Source organism: Microlunatus sp. M237 (assembly GCF_056896895.1).
The window spans coordinates 596220-610019 of the sequence record NZ_JBXHBL010000001.1 but is presented as its reverse complement, the minus strand read 5'-3'; the positions used below and the strand labels follow the sequence as shown (position 1 = coordinate 610019).

The following is a 13800-nucleotide window of genomic DNA, read 5'->3' as shown; positions in this document are numbered from 1 at the left end:
GGGCTCGCTCAGCGCTCGACGACCACGTGCTCATTGGGCACGCAGTGCGTCATGGTCAGGCCCTCGACGTTGCGGGGGCCGTTCTTGCCCAGGTTGCTGAGCCGCTGCAGCTCCGCCTCGGACAGGGTCTGGCTGGCCAGCGGCTCCAGGTGGCGTACGTCGTCCGGGGTGATGCCCAGACCCTCGCCGACCCGCAGCCCGAGCTCGTCCTCCACCATCAAGAAGTGCCAGACCATTCGCTCCTGCACCTTTCGCTCCGCCTGCGAGATGAGGGTGATGAAGTTGGCGACCAAGTCGTCGCGCTCCCAGTCGTGCATCAGCCGGAACCGCTGACCGGCCTGCTCGTAGTCATTGGTCAGCGGGATCCGCTTGCGGGTCAGCCGACCGGTGATCTCCGGGCCCTGGTCGTCGTGGGTCGGATACTGAGCCTCGCGCAGCCCACCGGTGATCGACGGCTCGTAGTTCACGTGCGGGTTCTGCCCCGGACCGAGGTCGAGGCCGTACGACATCTGGCCGCCACGCTGGTTGGTGTGGACCGGGGCGTTCTTGGCGCTGTTGACCGGCAGCTGCAGATAGTTCGGGCCGACCCGGTAGCGCTGGGTGTCGCTGTAGCTGAACGTACGCCCGACCAGCATCTTGTCGTCGGAGAAGTCCAGCCCGTCCACCAGCACGCCGGTGCCGAACGCGATCTGCTCGTTCTCGTTGTGGTGGTCACTCACGTTGCTGTTCAGCGTCATGGTGCCGACCAGCTTCGGCGGGAAGTCCTGCTCCGGCCAGGTCTTGGTGTCATCGAGCGGGTCGAAGCCGAGCTCGGGGTGCTCCTCGTCGCTCATCAGCTGCACGTAGAGGTCCCACTTGGGGTAGTCCCCGGACTCGATGGCCTGATAGAGGTCAAGCGAGGCGTGCCCCAGATCGTTGGCCTGGATGTTCGCAGCGTCGGCCTCGGTCAGGCTCTTCACACCCTGATGCGGCTGCCAGGTGTACTTGACCAGGTGCGTCTCGCCCTCGGCGTTGACCCACTTGTACGTGTTCACGCCGAAGCCCTGCATGTGGCGGTAGTCGGCGGGGATGCCCCGCGGGCTGAACAGGTTGACCAGCATGTGCATCGACTCCGGCGTCTGCGACATGAAGTCGAAGATCCGGGCCGGCTCCTGCCGGAAGGTGATGGGGTCGGGCTTGAGCGAGTGGATGACGTCGGGGAACTTGATCGCGTCGCGGATGAAGAACACCGCGAGGTTGTTGCCGACCAGGTCCCAGTTGCCGTCCTCGGTGTAGAACTTGACCGCGAACCCGCGCGGGTCGCGGGTGGCCTCGGAGGAGTCCCGGCCGCCGATCACCGTGGAGAGCCGGATGGCCAGGTCGGTGCGCTTGCCAGCCGTGTTGAACAACTTGGCGCGGGTGTATCGCTCGATCGGCTCGTCGCCCCACTTGCCGGTCGCCTCGAAGAACCCGTACGCGACCGCGCCGCGGGCGTGCACCACCCGCTCCGGGATACGCTCCCGGTCGAAGTGGCTCACCTTCTCCAGGAACTGGTAGTTCTCCAGCGTGGCCGGACCGCGGGCGCCGACTGTCCGCTGGTTCTGGTTGTCGTAGACCGGGTGGCCCTGACGGTTGGTCAGGATCGGGCGGTCGTCACTCGGGTCTGAGCCCTGGCTGGCGACGTCAGTCATGAAATGTGTGCTCCTTCAGCAGTTGAGTTGTGGCGTAGGAACTCGGCGAGCTCACCGCGGCGGGGCCGGTGTGGTGGTGCTCCCAGAGAGTGCTAGTTGATGGTTGGTCTATCCATAGTCTCGTCTACCTGAGGCAGATCTGACGCTCGATCGCGGCCTGGACTGGCTGCGTCGTCGAGAGCATCTGTCATGCTCTGCTCCCTCCTTCGAAGTCGGTCGTGCGGTCACGTGACGGGTCCGTACGCTGCTCCCCGATGCCCTCGGCGAATTGCTGCCGGGGCACCGGACCAGCGGCAGGCCATCTCCTGAGCCTACCCGCGGGGATGGTGGCTCCTCACCTCCGGCGAGGACCAGGGCGGCGCCGAACCCGTGGTTGGCCGCCACCTCCGACGGTAGACCGCTCACCACGCCCAGCGCGAGTCCAGGGCTGCCTTTTCCGTTCCACCGCTGGCTATTCACAGGCTTCGTCGGCCTTGACTCCGGCAGTGACGGCTGCCCGGGCTCGGCGGGCCCACTCGCCGCCGCGACGTGACGATGGCGACTAAGACCGGACCACCCGGGTAGAAGAGGACGTTTCCGACGCAGGAGAGGACCATGACGAGTCATCGACTGATCCGTGGTTCCCTCCACACCGTGGTCCGTACGGTGATGGCCTCCGTCAGCCAGCAGTCGGCGGTGCCCTCCGGCCCTGATGCGTCGACAGCGGCGCCCTCCGTCACCGGGCCCCCCGACGTACGGGCGACCTCGCGGTGCGCGAGCTGGCGCTACGGCGACGATCCACCGCCAGGGCGGGTCGTGCGGTGGCGGGCCCGGGCCTTTGCTGGCAGCACCCTCTCCTGGTGCCTGGAGGTCGAGCCGGGTGCCAACGGTGTCCTCGCCCACCTCAGCGTGCGGGTGCTCGACGGTCCGCTCACCCGGGTTCCGGCCGAGCTTCGTCGGCCGCTGCTGCGGCTGCTCAGTGATCGGATGCTGGACTCGGTGGCGAGGTCCGCCGAGAGCAGCAGCCTGGCGGCATGACCGGGCCCTTCGAGTCGGCCGCCGATCCTGACCGGCTGGACGCCGAATACGTCCTGCCCCTGAAGTGGGCCGATGACGCCGACCTCGCCGACCTCGCCGGCTATCTCAACGACTTGGTCGACTGGCTGGACGTCACCGTCGTGGACGGCTCCGACCCGGATCGCTACGCCGCCCACCGGGCCGCCTTGGACTCGCGGATCCGGCAGCTGCCCCCTGAGCCGTGGCCCGGAGCCAACGGCAAGGTCCGCGGCGTGATGACGGGGGTGCGGCTGGCTCGCTCTGACCGGATCGTGCTGGCTGATGACGACGTCCGCTATCGGCTGTCGTCGCTTCGGGCCGTGGTGTCACTGCTCGACCATCACGACTTGGTCAGGCCTTCGAACCACTACTCGGCGCTGCCGTGGTACGCCCGCTGGGACACCGCCCGGACCCTGCTCAACCGGGCGTTCGGCGACGACTACCCGGGCACCTTCGGGCTGCGGCGCTCGACCCTGCTCCGAGCCGGGGGCTACAGCGGCGATGTGCTGTTCGAGAACCTCGAGATGATCCGCACCATCCGGGCGGCCGGGGGGAGCGAGGTGGTCGCCCGGGAGATCCAGGTGCCCCGGCTCCCGCCCAGCGTCGACCATTTCTGGGGCCAGCGGGTGCGTCAGGCGTATGACGACTTCGCCCAGCCGCTGCGCCTGGTCGTGGAGCTGTCGCTGCTGCCCACCCTGCTGTGGTGCGTGCGCCGGCCACGCCGGTTGGCGGCCGCGACCGCTCTGGTCGTCGCGGCGGCCGAGGTGGGCCGTCGACGTGCTGGTGGCGTCGCGGCCTATCCGCCCAGCTCGGCGCTGTGGGCACCGGTCTGGGTCGCGGAACGTGCGGTCTGCGTCTGGCTGGCGGTGCGGCACCGCCGTGCCGGGGTGCCCTACGCCGGTGGTCGGCTGAAGACGGCCGCCACCCCGCGCCGGGTGCTCGCGGCGCGGGTACGCCAACGGCTGGCGGATGCCGCGGCGGGCGGCAGCAGCGTCCCCGACGGCGAGACGAAGCCACGGCGGGAGCACCGGCCCGTAGGCTGACCCGCGTGAACGAGGACGTGACCGCAGAGCTGAATCGGCTTCGGATGAGCATCGACAACATGGACGCCGCACTGGTCCATCTGCTCGCCGAACGCTTCAAGATCACCCAGCAGGTCGGGGTGCTGAAGGCGGAGCACGGGCTGCCGGCCGCAGACCCGACTCGGGAGCAGCAGCAGATCGCCCGGCTGCGGTCCCTGGCTGAGCAGGCGCGCCTCGACCCGGAGTTCGCCGAGAAGTTCCTCAACTTCGTCGTCGCCGAGGTCGTCCGGCATCACGAGGCGATCGCCGACGCCCACTAGCCCGAGGCGAGTAGCGGGTCCCGGATGAACCCGAGGCGATAGCCGGTCCCCGATGAGTCGAGGCGATAGCCGGTCCCGGATGAACCCGAGGCGATAGCGAACCGGGCAGGGCGTCAGCCCAGGTCCGCGGCGAGCCCTCGTGCCGCCTGCCGGCCGGAGAACAGACACCCGCCGAGGAAGCTGCCCTCCAACGACCGATAGCCATGCATACCGCCGCCCCCGAAGCCGGCGGCCTCACCGGCGGCGTACACCCCGGGCAGAACCGATCCGTCCCGCCCCAGCACCCGGCCACCCAGGTCAGTCTCCAGTCCACCCAGCGACTTTCGGGTGAGGACATGCAGCCGGACAGCCATCAGCGGCCCGCCCGTACCGGCGCGGTCGGTGCCGGGTCGGAGCAGCTCGTGCGGTCGGACCACCCGGATCAGCCGGTCGCCGAGGAACCGGCGGGCCGCCGCGGTGGCGACCACCTGCGGATCCTTACCCAAGCCGCTGCGCACCTGCTGATCGCGGGCCGTGATGGTGCGCAGCAACGAGTCGGCGTCCACCAGGTGCTCGCCGGCCAGCTGGTTCATCTGTGCAGCGAGCTCCGGAACCCCCGCAGCGGTGACGAAGTCGACACCACGATCGAGGAAGGCCTGCACCTCCGGCGTCGCCCCGGGGCGGATGCGACCGGCCAGCAGTCGCAGGTCCTTGCCGGTCAGATCGGCGTTCTGTTCCGAGCCCGACAGCGCGAACTCGGTCGCGGCGGTATCGGCGTCGAGGACGAACCACGAATAGTCGTAGCCGGTGCCGGTGATGTGCCGCAGCGCGCCGAGGGAGTCGAAGCCGGGGAAGAGCGGCGCGGGCAGCCGTTGTCCGAGGGCGTCCAGCCACAGCGACGATGGTCCGGGCAGGATCCGGATCCCGTGCTCGGTCCACAGCGGCGAGTGGTTACGCACCCCCTCGGGGTAGTGCCACATCCGGTCGGCGTTGATCATCCGCGCCCCGGCCCGCTGGCTGATCGCCATCATGGATCCGTCCACGAAGTCCGGTACGCCGACGACCATCGAGGTTGGGGGCGCACCCCACCCGGTCGGCCAGTAGCTGCGGACCAGGTTGAGGTTCGCGCCGAAACCCCCGGCCGCCACGAGCACCGCTCGCGCCGAGAAGCTGAAGTCGCCGATCGCCACCCGGCTGGTGGCCACCCCGCGGGGGACGTCGCTGGGCTCCAGCACCGATCCCGTGACCCGGACCCCGCCCGACTCCATCGTCAGGTCGGTGACCAGATGACGGTTGCGCAGCCGGACGGAGCGCGACTTGCGCACGGCCCGCGCGAACGGGGCCACGAGAGCGGGTCCGGTGCCCCAGGTGAGATGGAATCGCGGCACCGAGTTTCCGTGGCCCGGGGCGGCGTAGCCGCCGCGCTCGGCCCACTGCACCAGCGGGAAGAACCGGACCCCGAGTCGGTGCAGCCACTCGCGCTGCTCACCCGCCGCGAAGTCGACGAAGGCCTCGGCCCATCGCCGTGGCCAGTAGTCCTCGGGCCGGTCGAACCCGGCCGACCCGAACCAGTCGGCCAGCGCCAGCTCGGCCGAGTCGGTGATCCGCAGCCGCCGCTGTTCGGGCGTGTCGACCAGAAACAGCCCGCCGAAGCTCCAGTGGGCCTGTCCGCCGAGACTCGACAGCGGCTCACCGTCGACCAGGATGACCGACCGGCCTGCCTCGGCCAGCTCGGCGGCGGCGACCAGCCCGGCCAGCCCGGCACCCACGACGACGACGTCAGCATCCATATCTGCATGGTCGCAGAGTCCGCACGAGTGGACCGGTCGATCGGGCGAGGTCGAATCGTCACTAGACTTCGAGCTTCAGCAGTTCGGTGAAGGGCGAGAGGCGTGGACCACAGATGAGCCAGCACGACCATGACCTGGTGCTCGTGATCGACTACGGCGCGCAATACGCACAGCTGATCGCGCGCCGGGTCCGCGAGGCCAAGGTCTACTCCGAGGTCGTCCCCCACACCACCAGCGTGGAAGACATCCTGGCCCGCAACCCGAAGGCCATCATCTTGTCCGGCGGCCCCTCATCGGTGTACGAGCCGGGGGCCCCGCAGCTCGACCCCACCATGCTCGAGGCCGGCACCCCGGTGTTCGGCATCTGCTACGGCTTCATGGCGATGGCCCAGGCGCTGGGCGGTTCGGTCGCCAAGACCGGGATGCGTGAGTACGGCCGTACGTCGGTCTCGATCACCGAGCACGGCACCCTGCTGGCCGGTCTGCCGGACACGGTGCGCTCGTGGATGTCGCACGGCGACGAGGTGGTGGCCGCCCCGCCCGGCTTCCTGGTCAACGCAACGTCGGCACGAGCGACGGTGGCCGCCTTCGAGGACACCGACAAGAAGCTCGCCGGCGTGCAGTGGCACCCCGAGGTGCTGCACAGCGACCACGGACAGGCTGTGCTGGAGAAGTTCCTGGTCGAGATCGCCGGCTGCCGACAGACCTGGACCATGGTCAACATCGTCGAGGAGCAGGTGGAGAGGATCCGCGCCCAGGTCGGCGACGCCAAGGTCCTCTGCGCCCTGTCCGGCGGGGTGGACTCCTCGGTCGCGGCAGCGCTCGTTCAGCGGGCGGTGGGCGATCAGCTGACCTGCGTCTTCGTCGACCACGGACTGCTGCGCAAGGGCGAGGCCGAGCAGGTGGAGCAGGACTACGTGGATGCCACCGAGGTGAACCTCAAGGTGGTGGAGGCCAGTGACCAGTTCCTGGGCCATCTCGCCGGGGTCACCGATCCGGAGACCAAGCGCAAGATCATCGGCCGCGAGTTCATCCGTACGTTCGAACAGGCCGCCCGCGAGGTGGTGGCCGACGCGGCGCACGACGACCAGCATGGCGACGTGGAGTGGTTGGTGCAGGGCACGCTCTATCCCGACGTGGTCGAGTCCGGCGGCGGCGAGGGCGCGGCCAACATCAAGAGCCACCACAACGTCGGCGGGCTGCCGGACGACCTGCAGTTCAAGTTGATCGAGCCGCTGCGGACGCTCTTCAAGGATGAGGTCCGTGCTGTCGGCGAGCAGCTCGGGCTGCCCCCGGCCATGGTCTGGCGGCACCCGTTCCCCGGTCCGGGCCTGGCCATCCGGATCATCGGCGAGGTCACCCGGGAGCGACTGGCGATCCTGCAGGACGCCGACGCCATCGTCCGCGAGGAGATCACCCTGGCCGGACTGGACCGCGACATCTGGCAGTTCCCGGTGGTGCTGCTCGCCGACGTGCGCTCGGTCGGTGTCCAAGGCGACGGGCGGACGTACGGACACCCGATCGTGCTGCGGCCGGTCACCAGCGAGGACGCCATGACCGCCGACTGGGGCCGACTGCCGTACGAGCTGTTGGAGAAGATCAGCACCCGGATCACCAACGAGGTGGACGAGGTCAACCGCGTCGTCGTCGACATCACCAGCAAGCCGCCGGGGACGATCGAGTGGGAGTGAGTCCCGGGCTCGGTCAGTGGTAAGACGCCGGCTCCATCGGCCGGGATCGGTCCTAGGATGGGGTTTGGTGCGAGTGCCGTCGCACCCGCGCGCCGAAATCGCGGTCGTCGACCGCTCCCGTGCGACACCTCGCAGCAAGGATTCCGCATGACCGAGAGCACTCCCTTCCCCTCCACCCCTGGAACCGGCACCTCTCGCGTGAAGCGCGGGATGGCCGAGATGCTCAAGGGCGGCGTCATCATGGACGTCGTCACCGCCGAGCAGGCCAAGATCGCCGAGGACGCCGGCGCGGTCGCCGTGATGGCCCTCGAGCGGGTGCCCGCCGATATCCGTGCCCAAGGTGGCGTGTCCCGGATGAGCGACCCCGACATGATCGAGAGCATCATCGCCGCGGTCTCCATCCCGGTGATGGCGAAGGCCCGGATCGGCCACTTCGTCGAGGCCCAGGTGCTGCAGTCCCTCGGCGTCGACTACATCGACGAGTCGGAGGTGCTGACGCCCGCCGACTACGCGAACCACATCGACAAGTGGAACTTCACCGTCCCGTTCGTCTGTGGCGCCACCCATCTGGGTGAGGCGCTGCGCCGGATCACCGAGGGCGCGGCGATGATCCGGTCCAAGGGCGAGGCGGGGACCGGCGACGTCTCCAACGCCACCATGCACATGCGCAAGATCGGTGGGGAGATCCGTCGGCTCAGCTCGCTGTCGCACGACGAGCTGTACGTCGCCGCCAAGGAGCTGCAGGCGCCGTATGACCTGGTCGCCGAGATCGCCGAGCGCGGCAAGCTGCCGGTGGTGCTGTTCACCGCGGGCGGCATCGCCACGCCGGCCGACGCAGCCATGATGATGCAGCTCGGCGCCGAGGGCGTCTTCGTCGGCTCGGGCATCTTCAAGTCGGGCAACCCGGCCGAACGCGCGGCGGCGATCGTCCAGGCCACCACCTTCTTCGACGACGCCGACGTGGTCGCCAAGGTGTCTCGCGGTCTGGGCGAGGCGATGGTCGGCATCAACGTTGACGAGATCCCCGAACCGCACCGGCTCGCCGAACGCGGCTGGTGAGCGCTCCGCTCGTCGGCGTCTTGGCGCTGCAGGGCGACTTTCGCGAGCATCTCGCCGCGCTTCGGGCCTGTGGGACGAACGTACGGGCCGTCCGCCGTCCGGAGGAGCTGTCAGGGCTGGACGGTCTGGTGCTGCCCGGCGGTGAGTCGACCACCATCGACAAGCTGACCCGAACGTTCGGGATCCGCGAGTCGCTGGTCGCTGCGGTGCAGGATGGGCTGCCGGTCTACGGCTCCTGCGCCGGGATGATCCTGCTGGCTGACCGGGTGCTGGACGGCACCGCCGATCAGCAGACCATCGGCGGGTTGGACATCACCGTTCGCCGCAACGCGTTCGGCCGACAGACCGACTCCTTCGAGACCGATCTCCAGGTGAAAGGCATCGACTCCGCGCTGCACGCGGTGTTCATCCGTGCGCCCTGGGTCGAGTCGGCCGGCGCGAAGGTCGAGGTGCTGGCCGAGGTGGCTGTCCCCGGCGTCGCCGAGCCCAAGATCGTGGTCGTCCGACAGGAGCAACGGCTCGCCACCGCCTTCCACCCGGAGGTGACCGACGACCTCAGAGTCCACCAGCTCTTCGTGGAGCTGATCCGCACCGGCTAGGTGTCGCGGACCTGCAGAACCGGTGCCACCTCGTCAGGTGACACCGGCTCCGGTCCAGGGCTCAGAGGGGGCGGGGACCGCCGGACTCCGGCTTGGTGGTGGGATCGCCGGGCGATTCCTCGGTGGGCTCGGCCGGGGCCGACTCCCAGGTGCTCGTCTGGGCCGGCTCAGCCGGAGCCGGGGGAGTGGGCTGCTCCCACGGGGCACCGCCCGGTCCCCAGACGGGATCGGCGACCGGAGCCTGCGGGTAGGGGTCGGCGGCGAACGGAGCCGCGGACGGGGGGTACGGCGACGGATACCCGGTCGGCGACTGCGGTCCGTTGACGTGCGGGTATCCGGGCTGGGGCGGAACGCTGGACTTCTCCGGCATCAGGAAGAGCGCCAGGATGTACAGCACGACGGGGACGCCGGTGAACAGCGTGATAACGACCCACAACACCCGGACCAGGGTCGCGTCCATGTTGAGATAGTCGGCCACGCCGCCGCAGACACCGCCGATCACCTTGTTGTCGCGGCTCCGCTCGAGCTTCTTCGGCCCCGAGTACGGGGGATAGGGCTGGGACATGTCGTGCCTTCCTGGTCTGGGTCGAGAGGATGAACGAGGTGAAGGAGTTGTGGTCTCACTCCCGGTTGCGGGACAGGGCGAGGCCGAGGACACCGACGACCACGAGGGCCATCGGTGCGACCACCCGGATCAGGCCCCAGTTCAGGGATCCGGTGAAGGACCACCACAGCGAGCCGGCGGCGACCGCAGTGAGCAGCAGGCCGGTGATCAGGGCGACCACGTCGACGTGTCTCATCGGACCACCCGCAGCTCGCCCTGGCCGACCTCGAGGTCCAGGGTCAGCGTCGGTCGGCCGGGGGTCTGGTCCTGCGGCTGGACCACGCCCGTCAGGTCGTTGCCGACCTGCGCCTGGTCCCCGTAGGCGGAGAACACACCGGCCTCGACCCGCCAGTTCACCCGGACCTCGGCGTCGGCGGGGACCCGGACCTCGAGCCGGCCCAGCTCGACCTGCGCGGTCAAGGTCGCATCCCGGTCGACGCTGAGGTGGCTGAGGTCCACCGTCATGGCTCCGGCCTCCCGGGTGAGGCCGGCCGTCGGCAGCTGCGACACCTCGGTGAAGGAGTGCTGCTCGGTGCCCCAGTGGCGTACGTCGGCGACCGGACCGCTGGCGGCGACGCCGAGCGTGGTCACGAGCAGCAGCAAGCCGACGGGCAGCAGGCCGCGGGCGCGCCCCAGCCAGGTGGCCGCGACCAGGCTGAGCCCGACCACCAGCAGCGCGGCGGCGAAGTAGGCGGTCAGCGGGATGGTCGCCAGCCCCATCGAGTCGAGCGCACCCAGGACGGTGAGCACCAGCCCTCCCACCACCAGGGTCACCAGCCGCAGGCGGCGGGCGGCCTTGCGCCGTGAGCGCGGGACGATCGCAGTGGCGGCGACCGGTTCCGGATCGGTGTAGAGCCCGACCGGGTCGGGAGTGGCCAGGAACGACTGCCGGACTGGGTCGACCGACGGCGGGGCGACCGCGTCGATCCGCGGCGGCGGATCCTGCGGGCTGTGGCGGGGGTCGGACCACGCCGGCTGCGAGGGATACGTCGGGAAGGGCGCTGTCGCGTTCGGGGCCTGAGGCAACCACGGGGGTGGCATCGGCGCAGCCGATGGTTGGCCGGTCGTGCGGGCATGGTAGTCGTACACCCGGCGCTGCCAGGCGTACGCAGCTTCGGTGAAGGGGGTGGCTGGACCGGGATAGCCGGCGAACGGCGCCTGCTGAGCGGGCGAGGTGAGGCCAGGCGCGGGAGGATCGGCGGGGGCCGAGGGCTGCTTGGTCTTGTAGAAGCCGAAATACCAGATGGCCGCGAGGATGAGGGCGGGGCCGAAACCGAACGGGGTGATGGCGCCCAGCACGGTGAAGGCGACCACGCACGCGACGGCGACCACCACCAGCCACAGCTCCTTGGGCCACCGGCGGGCCTGGGGACCGAGCAGGTCGTCGATGGGTGCAGTGGTCTTTCCCTCGACCGGGATCAGCAGCCAGCCGGCGACGTAGAGCACCAGGCCGATACCGCCACTGAGGGCGAGCACCGCGCACGCCACCCGGACCAGCACCGGGTCGACGCCCCAGTGCCGGGCGGCGCCCGCACAGAGACCGGTGATCCTGCCGTCGGTCGCGCTGCGCCGCATCTGCCAGATCGAAGTCACCTGCCCATCTTGTCGACTTCGTCGGCTCGCACCATCAGGGACCACCCCGAGATGTCCCGCCGATCCCTCCCGGCAGGATCCGGGCCGGTTGTCCGAGAGTGAGTCGGGGCGCCACGAGCGAGGCGGGCCTCAGAGTAGTTCGGGGTGGTGTCGGGGACGACCCTGTGGAACGGCGCCTTGGTTCGTGCAACCCTGGATGCACCATGGCTACGACCGAGTCCGGCCCTCGACGGGCGCCCGCGAAGACGGGTACGTCGATCGCGCTGTCCGAGGTGTCCGACGCCCCTCTGCAGACTGACCCTGTGCAGACTGACCCCGTACAGACCGGCTCAGCTGTTCCCGCGCCCGCGGTGAGCGACTCGGGCATCACTCCCGGCCGGTCAGCGACCAGCCAGGCCCCACCCGCCGCGGCGTACGACAAGGCGGGTGTGGTCGATCCGGCCACCGAGGATCGCCCCCGCGCGACGCGGGTGTCCGAAGGCGCCTTGCTCGGCGGCGTCTGCACCGGGCTGGCGCGACACCTGAACTGTCCGGTGATGGTGATTCGGGTCGGCTTCGTCGCCCTACTGATCTTCCAGTTCATCGGTGTCATCGCCTATGGCGCGCTGTGGTTGCTGCTGCCCCCCGAGCGGCCGACCAAGGCGCCCGGGCTGGAGTCCGCAGCGCGCGCGGGGATGCGCGATTCGAGCAAGCCGCGCCGGCGCGTCGACTGGGGCATGCTGATCGCCCTGGTGGCGCTGGCCACCGGGCTGCTGTGGATCGTGCAGACGAGCGGCCTTGGCATCAGCCAGCAGCTGTTCTGGCCGGTCGCCTTCGCCTGTGCCGGTGCTGCGCTGGTCTGGCGGCAGGCCGACTCCGCGCGCCAGAAGCAGTGGCGGGCCGAAGCCGGTGGGCGGGTCTGGCTGGCGCCGTTCGTGGCCCGAGGAGGTTGGCCGGCGATCATCCGGGTCATCTTGGGCTTGGGCTTCGTCGGTGCTGCGTTCGGTCTGGTGATCGCTCAGCAGGGAAAGCTGGAGCAGCTGCCCGAGGTGCTCGCCATGACCACCATGGCGTTGGCCGGGATGGCGATCGTGATGGCCCCTTGGCTGCACCGGTCGCGCTCGGCACTGAACGAGGCCAGGGCCGAGAAGGTACGTGCCGACGCCCGCGCCGACATGGCCGCCCACCTGCACGACTCCGTGCTGCAGACGCTGGCGCTGATCCAACGCCAAGCCGACGACCCGAAGATCGTCCAGCAGCTGGCCCGGCGGCAGGAGCGTGAGCTGCGGGGCTGGCTCTACGGCGACGAGCTGGCCGACACCTCCCTCAAAGCCGCGCTGTCGGAAGCGGCAGCGGAGGTCGAGGACGAGCGCGCCGTACCGGTTGAGCTGGTGGTGGTGGGCGACTGTGACCCCTCCGACTCCGTCCATGCCCTCGTCCGCGCCGCTCGAGAGGCGATGGTGAACGCCGCGAAGCACTCCGGCGCCGACAAGATCGACGTCTACGCCGAGGTCACCGACGACACGGTCGAGGTGTTCGTCCGCGACCGCGGTCGTGGTTTCGATGTGGCGGCCGTGGCCCAGGACCGGATGGGCGTCAAGGGCAGCATCATCGACAGGATGGAGCGGCACGGCGGCACCGCCCAGATACGTTCCACCCCCAACGACGGCACCGAAGTACGACTGGAGATCAAACGATGAGCGAACCGAACCTGGCCCCACCCGTTCCTACCGAGCCGACCGCTCAGCGGCGGGTGGTTGTGGTCGACGACCACGCCATGTTCCGTACCGGGGTCAAGGCCGAGATCGGCACCGCGGTGCAGGTGGTCGGCGAAGCGGCCGACGCCGACACGGCGATCAAGGTGGTGTTGGCGACCCGTCCCGACGTGGTGCTGCTCGACGTCCACCTGCCCCGTGGTGGCGGGGTGGAGGTGTTGCGTCGGGTGCTCGAACGTAACCCCGAGCAGAAGTTCCTCGCCCTGTCGGTGTCGGACGCGGCCGAGGATGTCATCGGGGTGATCCGCGCCGGCGCACGTGGCTATGTGACCAAGTCCATCAACGGGGCCGAGCTGATCGACGCGATCCGCCGGGTCGCCGAGGGGGACGCTGTCTTCTCCCCACGGCTGGCGGGGTTCGTGCTGGACGCCTTCTCCGGTGCGATCGACGTGGCCAGCGTGGACGAGGATCTGGACCGGCTGTCCCAGCGCGAGCGCGAGGTGCTCCGGCTGATTGCGCGGGGATATGCGTACAAGGAAGTGGCCAAGGAGCTGTTCATCTCGGTGAAGACCGTGGAGACCCACGTCAGCAGCGTGCTCCGCAAGCTGCAGCTGTCCAACCGCCACCAGCTCACCCGCTGGGCCACCGACCGCCGGCTGGTCTGAGCCGTCCCGGCGGGCGGGTCACCGAGAAACGGACCCGAACGCAGAGATCCCGGCCCACCGTATGGTGAGCCGGGATCTC

General features: G+C 69.7%; 13 protein-coding genes. 8 read left to right on the top strand and 5 right to left on the bottom strand.

The features are described 5' to 3' along the window. Positions 1-8 precede the first annotated feature (8 nt). On the bottom strand, positions 9-1670 hold the full coding sequence (locus tag AC1XX3_RS02825; RefSeq protein WP_483319559.1) for a catalase: 1662 nt from the start codon (positions 1668-1670) through the stop codon (positions 9-11). Between the two features lie 594 nt (positions 1671-2264). Between AC1XX3_RS02825 and AC1XX3_RS02820 the strand changes: the two genes are divergently transcribed. The 3 genes from AC1XX3_RS02820 to AC1XX3_RS02810 are packed head-to-tail and all read left to right on the top strand — an operon-like array spanning position 2265 to position 4047. Next, on the top strand, positions 2265-2687 hold the full coding sequence (locus tag AC1XX3_RS02820; protein ID WP_483319558.1) for a hypothetical protein: 423 nt from the start codon (positions 2265-2267) through the stop codon (positions 2685-2687). After that, positions 2684-3748 carry a glycosyltransferase family 2 protein gene (locus AC1XX3_RS02815; RefSeq protein ID WP_483319557.1) on the top strand — a complete coding sequence of 355 codons (1065 nt, stop codon included), beginning with the start codon at positions 2684-2686 and terminating at the stop codon, positions 3746-3748. Before AC1XX3_RS02820 ends, AC1XX3_RS02815 begins: the two co-directional genes overlap by 4 nt. Before the next feature lie 5 nt (positions 3749-3753). Continuing rightward, positions 3754-4047 (top strand): chorismate mutase, encoded by a 294-nt coding sequence (locus tag AC1XX3_RS02810; RefSeq protein ID WP_483319556.1) that lies wholly within the window; start codon positions 3754-3756, stop codon positions 4045-4047. Positions 4048-4160: 113 nt separating this feature from the next. On the opposite strand, the gene AC1XX3_RS02805 is transcribed toward AC1XX3_RS02810, so the two are convergent. Further along, on the bottom strand, positions 4161-5816 hold the full coding sequence (locus AC1XX3_RS02805) for an FAD-binding dehydrogenase (protein WP_483319555.1): 1656 nt from the start codon (positions 5814-5816) through the stop codon (positions 4161-4163). A gap of 113 nt (positions 5817-5929) precedes the next feature. On the opposite strand from AC1XX3_RS02805, the gene guaA reads away from it, so the two are divergent. From guaA to pdxT, 3 genes are all read left to right on the top strand, one after another. After that, a complete protein-coding gene (gene guaA / locus AC1XX3_RS02800) occupies positions 5930-7507 on the top strand; it encodes a glutamine-hydrolyzing GMP synthase (RefSeq protein WP_483319554.1) in 1578 nt (525 codons plus the stop codon). A 147-nt stretch (positions 7508-7654) separates the two neighbouring features. Next, on the top strand, positions 7655-8566 hold the full coding sequence (pdxS, locus tag AC1XX3_RS02795) for a pyridoxal 5'-phosphate synthase lyase subunit PdxS (RefSeq protein ID WP_483319553.1): 912 nt from the start codon (positions 7655-7657) through the stop codon (positions 8564-8566). Continuing rightward, the gene (pdxT, locus tag AC1XX3_RS02790) at positions 8563-9165 is read left to right on the top strand and encodes a pyridoxal 5'-phosphate synthase glutaminase subunit PdxT (protein WP_483319552.1); all 603 of its coding nucleotides are present in this window, start codon (positions 8563-8565) and stop codon (positions 9163-9165) included. The genes pdxS and pdxT overlap by 4 nt, the downstream gene beginning before the upstream one ends. Before the next feature lie 61 nt (positions 9166-9226). Here the strand turns inward: pdxT and AC1XX3_RS02785 are convergent, their stop codons facing one another. From AC1XX3_RS02785 to AC1XX3_RS02775, 3 genes are read right to left on the bottom strand one after another with little or no spacing between them, the layout of a single operon-like run. Continuing rightward, the gene (locus AC1XX3_RS02785) at positions 9227-9730 is read right to left on the bottom strand and encodes a PspC domain-containing protein (protein ID WP_483319551.1); all 504 of its coding nucleotides are present in this window, start codon (positions 9728-9730) and stop codon (positions 9227-9229) included. A gap of 55 nt (positions 9731-9785) precedes the next feature. Further along, positions 9786-9965, bottom strand: coding sequence for a hypothetical protein (locus tag AC1XX3_RS02780; RefSeq protein WP_483319550.1), 180 nt, complete (start codon positions 9963-9965; stop codon positions 9786-9788). Further along, positions 9962-11362: a PspC domain-containing protein gene (locus tag AC1XX3_RS02775; RefSeq protein WP_483319549.1), complete on the bottom strand. Its 1401-nt coding sequence runs from the start codon at positions 11360-11362 to the stop codon at positions 9962-9964. The genes AC1XX3_RS02780 and AC1XX3_RS02775 overlap by 4 nt, the downstream gene beginning before the upstream one ends. 203 nt (positions 11363-11565) lie before the next feature. On the opposite strand from AC1XX3_RS02775, the gene AC1XX3_RS02770 reads away from it, so the two are divergent. Together AC1XX3_RS02770 and AC1XX3_RS02765 are read left to right on the top strand one after the other, a co-directional pair. Continuing rightward, positions 11566-13041, top strand: a complete 1476-nt coding sequence (locus tag AC1XX3_RS02770) for an ATP-binding protein (RefSeq protein WP_483319548.1) — start codon at positions 11566-11568, stop codon at positions 13039-13041. Continuing rightward, positions 13038-13721: a response regulator gene (locus tag AC1XX3_RS02765; protein WP_483319547.1), complete on the top strand. Its 684-nt coding sequence runs from the start codon at positions 13038-13040 to the stop codon at positions 13719-13721. Before AC1XX3_RS02770 ends, AC1XX3_RS02765 begins: the two co-directional genes overlap by 4 nt. Positions 13722-13800: the final 79 nt, after the last annotated feature.